Consider the following 11,590-nt stretch of genomic DNA (forward strand, 5'->3'; position numbering starts at 1 on the left):
AGCTAAGAAGTAAGGTGTTGTGCCAGAGAGCAGTGCCTTATGAGCTTTATACGGGTTTGACATTTACCACAATCTGGCTAGAAACCATAGGTTTTGAAGGAAAATGTCAGAGGCTCTGCTGATGTGAGGCAGAGCCTTTTTATATGTATAGGGGGATTGGAGTTTTTGCGAAATATTAAAGATTGTGTGAATGCGAATCTTTCGCTTTTAAATACAGGAAAAGAGATTATTTTATATGACAAATTAACAACTAGTAATAAACATAAATCACTGGAAGAACGGGCAATGGAATTTAACGGTGATCTGATGCTTGATGGGGAATATGATTGGGGAGAACTGGTTGGAAGAGAAAAAATATAATCAGAGCCAAGTTCAGTATTCAGTGTAATATCAAAGTTGCCAGCAGCGCCTAACATACGGTTTGTATAGTAGTGGTAGTTGTCGGCGCGTCGCTTGTCATCTTTTCAGATAGTCTGCTCAGCGTCCTTCTCAGAAAGATTAAATCTTTCCATCTCCGGCAATCATCTTGATAATTTCATTACAGTGTTATCATGTCAAATGTGGTTATGTCGGATAATTTATCGGTAAATGTTCTTATTTCAATCATAAAACGGTTAAAATATGGAAGTGCATAACATGAAATGGATATATTTTGGATATTTCCAGATTGACATATGGATATTTTATTACTATCAAAATGGTAACAGATATTCTTGTTTTTTCATAATGAGGTATTGCTATGACTATTCAGGAGATGAAGGATAAGAAGAAGGAAAAGGGTTATACATATGCACAGATTGCCAATTTATCAGGTGTACCATTAGGTACTGTGCAGAAGATTTTTTCCGGGGAGACGGTGAATCCAAGATACGATACGCTTCTGGCTTTGGAGCATTTTTTTGAAGAACCGCTTGAGGTAAGAGAGCATGTATACAACAGATATGAGAGGAACGGAAGTTATACTGTAGATGATTACCGTACTTTGCCTGATGAACAGAGGGGTGAGCTGATTGATGGATATTTCTATGATATGGCTTCATCAACCTTTGGACATCAGTCAATTGGAGGAGAGATTCATCGTCAGATTGCTAATTTTATTGTGGAGAATGGTGGTAACTGTCGTCCTTTTATTGCACCAGTAGATGTACAGCTTGATTGTGATGAAAAGACTATGGTTCAGCCAGATGTCGGCATTGTATGTGATTCTTCTAAGATTCAGCGTTTTGGTGTATATGGTGCACCGGATTTTCTTGTAGAAGTAATTTCTCCATCTACTAAGAAAAAGGACTACACTTTGAAGTTATCCAAGTATATTGAAGCAGGGGTGCGTGAATACTGGATAGTTGATTACATGCAGGAGAAGGTTCTGGTGTATTTCTTCGAGAGTGATGTGTATCCTGTTATTTATGGATTTGACAAGCCAGTTCCGGTGAATATATATGATGATAATCTTAAGATAGATTTCACCAATATTGCCAAATGGCTTAAGGATGGTATAGAGTAGTGAATCATCGAAATTAATTATATAAAATTTAAAGATGGAGGCAAAAATAAGATGAAACTTGATAAATTTATAGGAATGATGACAGGACATTTTGATAACAAAGAACAGTTTGATATGATGCAGAAGGCAGGAAAAATATATCCTTATGCAGAACACATCAATACTATATGTAATGATAAAATAAAAAACATTCCTAAGGATTTTAATGGGAAATTTGTTGTTGAAGAAAGTTATTATGAAACCAATGGAAAACGCCATGCATCACCACATATTTTCCTTATTATGGAAACTGACGACGGAATTGTTCTTTCTTCATATGAAATTCCAGCAGGAGAAGACAAGAATACATTTTCATATAATTCTATGAAGAATGTTGATTATGCTGAACTGAAAAAATCTGAAAAGTTTACACCCGCACTTTATCATGAAAAGAGTGGAATCTGGGAGGGAGGCAGCATAAGCCAGTTTTCACCGGTAATGACATTTAAGCTTTGGGAAAAGTTTTCTGATAGCTGCCTGGAAGTATCTGAAAGCATGGAAGTTAACGGAAAAAGAACTTTTGGATATGATGAACCAATTATTTATAAGAGGGTATAAACAATGGAGAGATGATTCTATGATACGAGAAATTGAGAATAGAAGAAGTATAAGAAAATATAAGCCGGATGAGCTTGATAGAAAGCTAATTGAAGAGATTATATACAGTGCTTCTCTTGCACCATCTGCAAAAAACAGGCAGCCTTGGAAATTTATTGTATATCAGGGTGAAGAAAAAGATAAATTGGTTGATGTCATGCGTAATGGTATAAATTCAGAAAAAACAACTCATGAACTAATGCCTGAATGGGCATTTGCCATACCAGATGCTGAGAATACAGTCAGAATCATGAAGGAGGCTCCATGTCTCATAGCAGTGCTTAATACTAATCAGCACACGCCATTTGCAAGTATTGAAAATGAGAAACGAATCGTTGAAATTTGTGATTCGCTGTCCATAGGTGCGGCAATTGAAAATATGATTCTGACAGCAACGGGATATGGATTGGGTACCTTGTGGATTGCCAATACTTGCTTTGCTTATAATGAATTGATGGAATTTATCGGAACAGACATTCAGTTGACAGGAATTGTTGCGGTTGGTTTTGCTGATGAAGCTCCGGTTAAAAGACCAAGGAAACTATTAGAAGAAATCGTTGAGTACAGATAGGTAAATCACAGACGGAACATTGGTTGCGATTACGCTTATGATTGCAGAGTCAAGACCAGAAGAAAAAGATATAATGGTGAATTTTGTAATGAAATTTTTGACAATGTAGTTAGTTCGTGAAATTCCCGTTTGCAAAGAGAATGAAACGTTGATGATTTCCTATAAATTAAAAAATAAGCCGTTCATTATAGGTTCATTTTTGCCTTTTGTCTCATGTCACACTATCTTTTTAAAGAAAAGTCCTATAAATCACATTAGATATTATCAATTTATAGGCTTATTTTCGACTATCAATATAGATACACACCGCTTTTATCATATAAGCCTTTTAAATATGCGACTATTGATAGGTATCATGATATAATTATTTCATAAGAGTTCCATATCAATAATTGAAGCCATGCAAAGATTAGCAGGAGAGCGGATTAAATACGCAGTAAGCAATGATAAATCAAAAAACGCAGGATATATGGGAGTTAGTCACTATATCCTGCGTTTTGTTTATTCGTTTTTATATATTTTATTATTAATTACTTTAACGATTCCTATAACATTGTAAGTTAAGAAAATGTTGATAGGCAGCTGGATTAGATTTTTGGTAAATCTCATTGTAAGATAAAACATAAATCCTTTGCCGTACATTATGCTGCACCAGTATGTTCCAAGAAGAACATTTACAAGAAGTGTATCAATAGTAAGGGCAAGCACAACTCTAATAAGGAATTTGAAATCTATAATCTCTAAAAGGCTGCGTTTTTCACCTGTTATTTTTTTCTTGGAAATTTTGATATTGCAGTCATAGAAAAATAAACCATAGATAAGTCCAGCTAAAGCAGCACTTAATGTCCAGCCCGGGAAATAAGGACCGGTTGGCTTAATGATATACTGGACTATATCACCAAGTCCTCCGCACATGAATCCCATAACAGGACCGAACATGTATCCAATTGCACAGTTAGCAAGGAAAGATACTGAAATTCTGAGTGCCGGGGTTACATTAATAGATACAAAAACTGCTAAAACAGTGTGAAGTGCGACGAGAAGTGCCGCAGCAACAATTGACTTGAGACATCTGAACTCTTTTGCTGAAAATGCAAAATTTTTTAATAGAATTGACATAAAAATAACCTCCTTTGCAGTAGTATTCGCACTACATAAGAGGCTGTTGACCAGTATATGTAGCAGCGGGATGCGGATTATGTATCGCAAGAAATCTTTTCGTCCGTATGGCAACTCCCTGTCCATATGGCACTTAACGCACATATTCCTACTCTGCTTATATAATTGATTTGTACAGGCATTATTAAAGCACATATTTATATAAATGTAAAGCATTATATGAAGGCTGTTTACAATATATTATAAATTCTGTTTAGAATTAATGCATCTTCTGTTGTACATCAGGTGCATGGTCATGGCATCCTGTGCCTTGATTGCATTATGCTGTGCAATGGCAGTAGCTATTTCACGGTGAGTTTCAATAGTTTCTACTTTAAGAACATTACCGGTTGTCTCAACAAAAAGAGGAATTGAGCTGTTGATAATCGGAATGAGTCTTGGGATAATAAGATTCTTGCTTCCCATTGCTATTGCGGTGTGGAATTCTATATCTTTCTGGGTATGATCCTTTTTCTGTTTTAGAAGTTCTTCAACTTCATCGCACAAAGAAACAATTTTCTCAATATCATTATCATCCGCATATGTTGCAGACATAGCTGCGATAGCTGGCTCCAGTAAAAAACGGACTTCGAGCAGATCCTGGACAAGCTTTTTTTTGTCAGGTATGAATGTAAATCCGAGGGGGTCATCAACTACACCGGGTGATGATGCTACATATGTTCCAGATCCCTGTCTGATTGTCACAATGTTACGTGAAGCAAGTAATTTCATGGCTTCACGAAGAGAACTTCTTCCAATATTGAGTTCTTTAGCAAGATGTGCTTCATTAGGAAGCTTGTCACCTGGCTGTAAATGTTCATTTAATATAAAAGATATTATGTCTTCGGAAATCTTCTGTGGAAGATTTCTCTCATCAGATTCAAAATTCATCATACGATTCCTATGCTCCTATGTTAGTAATATTAATGATATAATGCTTCCATTTAATTGTCAAAATGAAAAAATGCACAAAAAAGCACAGAAAAATTGAGCAATTTTACAGTATTGATTTTCTAAATATCATGTATTATATTAAATACATCAGATGAATTTCGGAATAAATCTTGGAAAAAGACAAAAGTGTTACAAAAAACAAAGAAAAGGTATGATGTATTAATTGGAATACATCAGATGATTAGGAGGTAAAACGATATGGAGCAGACAGTATTTGTTGCAAATCCAACCAGATTACTGATAGCGGCAGCAGTCGGAATTATTGTGTTACTGTTGTTAATAATCAAATTTAAGCTTCATCCTGTTATATCGATGATGATAGCAGCTATTATCATAGGTGTTGGAGCAGGGATGCCGCTTACAATGATATCAGATACGGTTGAAAAGGGTGTTGGCAAAACGCTTCAGGGAATAGCATTACTTGTAGGTCTTGGTTCAATGTTTGGCGGAATTCTTGAGGTAAGTGGCGGGGCACAAAGAATAGCACAGACACTTATTGATAAGCTTGGTCAGAAGAAGGCTGGAATTGCACTGGGAATTACAGGATTGGTTATAGGAACAACAGTATTTTTTGAAGCAGGTGTGGTTGTACTTATACCACTTGCATTCAGTGTTGCAAAGCAGACTAAGAAGTCAACATTATATTATGCAATACCGCTTCTTGCAGGTCTTGCAAGTGGATACGCATTTGTTCCACCATCAGCAGGTTCTGTTCTCGTGGCAGATTCACTTGGAGTTAATCTTGGAGTGATGATTATGGTTGGTATCCCAACTGCATTGATATGTATGATAGTAGCAGGTGTAATATGGGGACGATTCATTGGAAACAAAGTGTTTACTAAATTACCGGTTAATGTGGAAGAGATTAAGGAAGATTCTAAGGAACTGCCTCCATTTGGACTGGTGCTTGGAGTGATTCTTATACCACTTGTATTAATACTGGTAAGTACTGTTTCTAAATACATGCCGATTCCGGTCGATGTGAAAAATGTGCTGGGATTCATTGGAAAACCATTCCTTGCATTGACAATAGCAACACTTGCTGCAATGTATTTCCTTGGAATAAAAAAAGGATATACAGGAGCCCAGTTAAAGAAGATACTTGATCATTCATTACGCCCAGTCGGAATGATACTTCTGGTAATAGCAAGTGGTGGAGTAATCAGATGGATGCTTCAGGATTCAGGACTTGGAGATATAATAGGTCCGGCATTGGAGAAGAGCGGAATGCCACTTATACTTGTAGCATTTCTTATTGCATTACTTGTAAGAGCATCTGTAGGAAGTTCTATGGTTGCAATGACTATGGCATCAGGAATAATGGCAACTATGCCTGCAGTTATGGCAACAAGCATGTTATACAGAGCAGCAATGTGTTGTGCAATATGTGGTGGTGCAACAGCATTAAGTCATGTAAATGATGCTGGTTTCTGGCTTGTAGGAACATTTCTTGAGATAGATGAGAAAACTACATTAAAGTCGTGGACTATTATGGAAACACTTATAGGTATAACAGCATTAATTGTAAGTCTGATTATTTCAATATTTGCTTAGATATTATTAAAGGTCAATATTTAATTAAGAAGATATAAAACAGGAGGTTGCAAATGGTAAAAATACCGGTATGTTTGAACAATATGACTGATGCAAAGCATCTGGTACAGATAGCAGAAGGCTGCGATAAAGATGTAGACCTTATGTGTGGTAAGTATTTAGTTGATGCCAAGTCGATGCTCGGAGTATTTAGTCTTCCACAGTTTGACAATGTAGAGATGTGTGTGGATGATACTGAGAAAGACAAGGTGTACGAAAAATTAGAACAGATGAATTTATTAAGATAAGAAGAAAGGCAGGTAATTATTATGTGTTTAGTAAGTCAGGAAATGAGAAAATTAGCCCCAGAATTAGATCCTTTGAGAATTGGCACAGGCTGGAAGAAGGAAGACCTTGGAAAAGTACAGGTCATGGTAGAAAGTACATATGGTGACAGTCATCCGGGAAGCGGACATCTTAACATACTTGTGGAAGAGGTTCGAAAGGGTGTTGCTGAAGAAGGCGGATTCGGAGCAAGGTACTATTGTACAGATATATGCGATGGTGAAAGTCAGGGAACTGACGGTATTAATTATAGTCTTGCAAGCAGGGAAATGATAGCTAATATGATAGAGATACATGCAAATGCAACACCATTTGATGCAGGTGTATATCTTTCAAGCTGTGATAAAGGAGTTCCTGGTAATCTGATGGGACTTGCAAGAGTTAATATTCCATCTGTATTTGTTCCAGGCGGTACAATGAATGCAGGTCCGGAAATGCTTACACTTGAGCAGCTTGGAATGTACAGTGCACAGTATGAAAGAGGCGAGATTGACGAAGAGAAGCTTGACTGGGCAAAATGTAATGCATGCCCTAGCTGTGGTGCATGTTCATTTATCGGAACAGCATCAACATTGCAGATAATGGCAGAGGCACTTGGATTAGCACTGCCTGGAAGTGCTCTTATGCCAGCTACAAGTCCTGACCTGTTAGCCTATGCAAGAGAAGCAGGAAGACAGTCAGTAAGGCTTGCAAAGATGAAGAATATGAAACCATCAGATATAGTAACTATGGATAGCTTTGAAAATGCAATTCTTGTACATGCAGCAATATCAGGAAGTACTAACTGTCTGCTTCATATTCCTGCAATTGCACATGAATTCGGAATTGAGATTACAGGAGATACATTTGACAGATTACACCGTGGTGCACATTATCTTCTTGATGTACGTCCAGCAGGAAGATGGCCAGCAGAAGTATTCTATTATGCAGGCGGTGTTCCAGCAATTATGGAAGAAATTAAGGAACATCTCCATCTTGATGTAATGACTGTTACAGGAAAGACTCTTGGTGAGAATCTTGAAGAACTTAAGTCAAATGGATTCTATGAAAGATGTAATAAGTGGCTTGATGATTTCAACAAGCGCTACAATGTAAATGTTACCAAGGAAGATATAATCAGACCATACGATAAGCCTATTGGAGAGAATGGAAGCATTGCTGTTCTTAAAGGTAATCTTGCCCCAGAGGGAGCAGTAATTAAGCATACAGCCTGCCCTAAGGAAATGTTTAAGGCAGTACTTAATGCAAGACCATTCGATAGCGAAGAGGCATGTCTTGATGCAGTAATTCATCATAAGGTTCAGAAGGGTGATGCTGTATTTATAAGATATGAGGGACCTAAAGGAAGTGGAATGCCTGAGATGTTCTATACATCAGAGGCAATAAGCAGTGATAAGGAGCTGGGTAAGAGTATAGCACTTATTACAGACGGAAGGTTCTCGGGAGCATCTACCGGTCCGGTAATTGGACACTGCAGCCCGGAAGCAGTAGATGGAGGTCCTATTGCACTCGTTGAAGAAGGAGATCTTATTGAAATCGATGTTGAGGAAAGAAAGCTTAACATAGTAGGTGTTGCAGGAAAGAGAATGACACCTGAAGAGATAGACAAGATTCTTATGGAAAGAAGAAAACAGTGGAAACCTAAACAACGCAAATATAAGAAGGGTGTATTAAGATTATTCAGTGAACTTGCAGCAAGCCCAATGAAGGGTGCTTATCTGGAATACGATAAATAAGAATAGTAAATGTACAAGGGGTGGGAAGATTAGGTTCTTCCCACCATTTTTAACCAGCGTATTTTTCATGAATTTATAGGAAGATAGTGTGTTTATAGCAGAGTTTGAGAGGAAAGATTTATATAGTTATTATGGTGTTAATGAAGACAATATTAAAAATAAGACGGAAAGGTACTCAGCATTGATGAAAGGAATTGAGTTCTTGACAAATAAAGGTGGTGTGTTATAATTCATTTAACATTTAAGTTAAATGTTAAATGAAGGAGGGATGAATGTGAGCATGCAGGATACGCTTCAGGCGCTTGCTGATCCTACAAGACGCGAGATACTTAATCTGCTTAAACAGTCCCGAATGTCTGCTGGAGAGATTAGCAATCATTTTTCAATTTCGGGTGCGGCAGTTTCCAGACACCTGTCTGTTTTGAAGGAAGCTGATTTAATTCGAGACGAGCGGGAGGGCAAATATATTTATTATGAGCTTAACGCTACTGTGCTTGAGGAGATTTTATTATGGATTAGTGAATTAAAAGGAGAAAAAGACCATGATTAAACAACATAAAAAAATGTTAATATTAACATCTGTCATAACATTACTTCCAATCTTTATAGGTTTACTTTTATGGAGACAGTTGCCAGCTTCTGTCGCAACACATTTTGGAGTTGACAATCAACCAGATGGGTATTGTTCTAAAGCATTTGCAGTCTTTGGACTTCCGGTAATGATGCTGTTTTTTCATTTTATATGTATAGTTGCAACTAATATTGACCCCAAGAGAAAAAATATAAGCAAAAAGGTATTCCGTGTTGTTATGTGGATTTGTCCGGTGATTTCTTTGGTTAATTGCAATATTCTCTATGTATATAATTGGGGATATAAGCTCAATATTGGATTTGTCTGCGGATTGTTAGTTGGAATTTTGTATCTTATTTTAGGCAATTTTATTCCAAAGGTAAAACCAAACTATAGCATTGGTTTTCGCATTCCGTGGGCATTGAATGATTCTGACAACTGGTATCATACACATAGATTTGGCGGAAAATGTATGGTAATTGGGGGAATTGCAATGATTGTAACCTCACCATTTCAAAATGTGTGGATATTTCTTGCTCTAGTCATTGTACCATGCATTCTGCCAGTAGTTTATTCATATATGTTTTATCGGAAAACAATGGGGTAAGTTTATTGTGCTTATGAACAGAATTAAGTATAATGAGTGCAGATAAGGGGGCAATATTGAATATGAAATACAATTTACCAGACCGGATATTAAGAGAAATTGTTTATTTTGCAAAGGAACATTCTATTACCAAAATCATACTTTTTGGTTCTCGTGCGCGAGGTACGAACACGGAGCGGAGTGACATAGATATTGCTGTGTATGGTGGAGATTTCGATGGTTTTTACTGGGATATTAAGGAAAAAACACATTCTCTCCTGATGTTCGATATTGTACAGGCAGATGTATCAATTTCAGATGAATTAAAAGAGGAGATAGAAAAGGACGGTGTAGTGATTTATGAAAAAGCTTGATAACTTTATTAATTGTCTGACTATATTAGCAAATGCGGATTTTAAGATGGCAGAAACTAATGATATATACCGGACAGGGGTTATTGGACAATTTAATCTTACTTTTGAACTTGCATGGAAAGCGTTGCAGGAGATTATGAGAAAACATGGTGTAGAAGATTCTTCTACTGGATCACCACGAGAGATTCTGCAGCTTGGTTATAAATTTGGGTTTATAGATGATTCAGAAACATGGCTGCTTATGTTAAAAAAGCGCAACACCTCTGTTCATATATATAATGAGGAGGAAGTAGATGAATTGATTCTGCTGATACGCGACAGCTTTATTCCTGCGTTTACAGCTCTTAAAGATACACTTGTAAAGAAGTTGGACGAAGCAGAGAGTAACTGGGAGTAAATAATGACACACACAAACCGTTTTGACGGCAAAGGTGAAATCTATGCAAAAGCAAGACTGAAATATGCTGCAGAGCTTTTTGATTACTTGAAAAATGTATTGAATATTCCGGCAGGAAGAGTATTTGCGGATATTGGGGTGGTATAAGGAAAATATCGTTTGATTGTTCATGAAAGAATTTTATTTTTGGACAGTATGAATAACATGATACCTATAGGTAGTCGCATTTTTGAAAGTTTTATAGGACAGAAATAATGATGACTATAGAAATAGTCGAGACATTTGCCTATAAAGTTACCGAACATGAGACATTTATAGGAAAACTCATAAAAAGAAAGTGATTTACACAGGACTTACAGGGGAAAACAGAGGAATTTTACCTATAAAAGTGAGATATATTATGAATTTATAGGAAGCGGGTATCTGGCACATGAGATTTTGATAATGCCATCTGACACTTAACAGATGATTTCACATTGATTTTACATTATTTTACATAACAAAGATAGCGGTTAAGCCGTCTCTCATTTACACTTAAAGTAAAGGGAGGCGGTTTTTTGACATTTGAAGAAATAAAAAAGAATAAAGAAATTAATGAGTTTATAAATAAGGGGAATTATAATCTGGGACTTCTAGGGTATACGGATCATTCGCAGATTCACTGCTCTATTGTAGCTGATACAGCAGCGATGATTCTTAAAAGATTCGGATATTGTGAGCATGATATTGAACTGGCTAAGATTGCCGGATATATGCATGATATTGGAAATGCAATTAACAGGTCACACCATGCGGAATACGGTGGATTACTTGCTAATGAAATATTGAAAAAATCGGACATGGATATTAAAGACAGAATAACAATTGTATCGGCAATTTCTAACCATGATGAATCAACAGGTGGTGCAGTTGATGTAGTATCAGCAGCACTTATTATTGCTGATAAGACAGATGTAAGGCGTGACAGGGTAAGAAGTGAAAAAGGGAAGGCGGCATTTGATATACACGACAGGGTTAATTATGCGGTTACTGAACATAAATTAAAAGTGAATATAGAAAAGAAAACAATTTCACTTAATCTTCAGATTGATACTAAGATATGTTCAATGTATGAGTATTTTGAGATATTTCTTGGGAGAATGATGATGTGCAGAGGTGCAGCTGATATGCTGGGGGCAACATTTAAACTTATGGCAAATGGCTCAAAGGTTCTGTAAATATATGC

The 11,590-nt window shown here is 36.7% G+C and carries 16 protein-coding genes and 1 riboswitch; of the genes, 14 read left to right on the forward strand and 2 right to left on the reverse strand.

Going from position 1 to position 11,590, the window contains the following annotated elements; all coding sequences use genetic code 11:
- Positions 1-93 precede the first annotated feature (93 nt).
- The 4 genes from GKE48_RS06250 (at position 94) to GKE48_RS06265 (ending at position 2,711) form a co-directional block, all read left to right on the forward strand.
- Complete coding sequence (locus tag GKE48_RS06250; RefSeq protein ID WP_012740488.1) at positions 94-360, forward strand: hypothetical protein; 267 nt, start codon at positions 94-96, stop codon at positions 358-360.
- A gap of 379 nt (positions 361-739) precedes the next feature.
- On the forward strand, positions 740-1,504 hold the full coding sequence (locus tag GKE48_RS06255) for a Uma2 family endonuclease (RefSeq protein WP_154300678.1): 765 nt from the start codon (positions 740-742) through the stop codon (positions 1,502-1,504).
- Between the two features lie 51 nt (positions 1,505-1,555).
- Positions 1,556-2,101, forward strand: a complete 546-nt coding sequence (locus GKE48_RS06260; RefSeq protein WP_012740486.1) for a hypothetical protein — start codon at positions 1,556-1,558, stop codon at positions 2,099-2,101.
- 19 nt (positions 2,102-2,120) lie between these two features.
- Positions 2,121-2,711: a nitroreductase family protein gene (locus GKE48_RS06265; RefSeq protein ID WP_154300679.1), complete on the forward strand. Its 591-nt coding sequence runs from the start codon at positions 2,121-2,123 to the stop codon at positions 2,709-2,711.
- A 501-nt stretch (positions 2,712-3,212) separates the two neighbouring features.
- On the opposite strand, the gene GKE48_RS06270 is transcribed toward GKE48_RS06265, so the two are convergent.
- On the reverse strand, positions 3,213-3,830 hold the full coding sequence (locus tag GKE48_RS06270; RefSeq protein WP_206671572.1) for a folate family ECF transporter S component: 618 nt from the start codon (positions 3,828-3,830) through the stop codon (positions 3,213-3,215).
- Between the two features lie 61 nt (positions 3,831-3,891).
- Positions 3,892-3,988: riboswitch (THF riboswitch) on the reverse strand.
- Between the two features lie 82 nt (positions 3,989-4,070).
- Positions 4,071-4,763: a FadR/GntR family transcriptional regulator gene (locus tag GKE48_RS06275; RefSeq protein ID WP_022097134.1), complete on the reverse strand. Its 693-nt coding sequence runs from the start codon at positions 4,761-4,763 to the stop codon at positions 4,071-4,073.
- A gap of 258 nt (positions 4,764-5,021) precedes the next feature.
- Here GKE48_RS06275 and GKE48_RS06280 point away from each other — a divergent pair, with 258 nt between their 5' ends.
- The 10 genes from GKE48_RS06280 to GKE48_RS06325 all read left to right on the forward strand — a co-directional run bounded on the left by GKE48_RS06280 (position 5,022) and on the right by GKE48_RS06325 (position 11,582).
- Positions 5,022-6,377 (forward strand): GntP family permease, encoded by a 1,356-nt coding sequence (locus GKE48_RS06280; RefSeq protein ID WP_055214050.1) that lies wholly within the window; start codon positions 5,022-5,024, stop codon positions 6,375-6,377.
- 53 nt (positions 6,378-6,430) lie between these two features.
- Positions 6,431-6,664 (forward strand): HPr family phosphocarrier protein, encoded by a 234-nt coding sequence (locus GKE48_RS06285; protein WP_021866832.1) that lies wholly within the window; start codon positions 6,431-6,433, stop codon positions 6,662-6,664.
- Between the two features lie 21 nt (positions 6,665-6,685).
- On the forward strand, positions 6,686-8,437 hold the full coding sequence (gene ilvD / locus GKE48_RS06290) for a dihydroxy-acid dehydratase (protein ID WP_022097133.1): 1,752 nt from the start codon (positions 6,686-6,688) through the stop codon (positions 8,435-8,437).
- Between the two features lie 88 nt (positions 8,438-8,525).
- Positions 8,526-8,666 (forward strand): hypothetical protein, encoded by a 141-nt coding sequence (locus GKE48_RS06295; RefSeq protein ID WP_154300680.1) that lies wholly within the window; start codon positions 8,526-8,528, stop codon positions 8,664-8,666.
- Positions 8,667-8,711: 45 nt separating this feature from the next.
- Positions 8,712-8,987 (forward strand): autorepressor SdpR family transcription factor, encoded by a 276-nt coding sequence (locus tag GKE48_RS06300; RefSeq protein ID WP_022097132.1) that lies wholly within the window; start codon positions 8,712-8,714, stop codon positions 8,985-8,987.
- A complete protein-coding gene (locus GKE48_RS06305) occupies positions 8,980-9,615 on the forward strand; it encodes an SdpI family protein (protein ID WP_154300681.1) in 636 nt (211 codons plus the stop codon). Before GKE48_RS06300 ends, GKE48_RS06305 begins: the two co-directional genes overlap by 8 nt.
- A gap of 62 nt (positions 9,616-9,677) precedes the next feature.
- Positions 9,678-9,968: a nucleotidyltransferase family protein gene (locus tag GKE48_RS06310; protein ID WP_154300682.1), complete on the forward strand. Its 291-nt coding sequence runs from the start codon at positions 9,678-9,680 to the stop codon at positions 9,966-9,968.
- A complete protein-coding gene (locus GKE48_RS06315) occupies positions 9,955-10,365 on the forward strand; it encodes an HI0074 family nucleotidyltransferase substrate-binding subunit (protein WP_154300683.1) in 411 nt (136 codons plus the stop codon). Before GKE48_RS06310 ends, GKE48_RS06315 begins: the two co-directional genes overlap by 14 nt.
- A gap of 3 nt (positions 10,366-10,368) precedes the next feature.
- Positions 10,369-10,512: a hypothetical protein gene (locus GKE48_RS06320; RefSeq protein WP_154300684.1), complete on the forward strand. Its 144-nt coding sequence runs from the start codon at positions 10,369-10,371 to the stop codon at positions 10,510-10,512.
- A gap of 410 nt (positions 10,513-10,922) precedes the next feature.
- The gene (locus tag GKE48_RS06325) at positions 10,923-11,582 is read left to right on the forward strand and encodes an HD domain-containing protein (RefSeq protein ID WP_022097213.1); all 660 of its coding nucleotides are present in this window, start codon (positions 10,923-10,925) and stop codon (positions 11,580-11,582) included.
- Positions 11,583-11,590: the final 8 nt, after the last annotated feature.

It is taken from the genome of Lachnospira eligens, from assembly GCF_009680455.1.
Taxonomy (GTDB): domain Bacteria; phylum Bacillota; class Clostridia; order Lachnospirales; family Lachnospiraceae; genus Lachnospira; species Lachnospira eligens_A.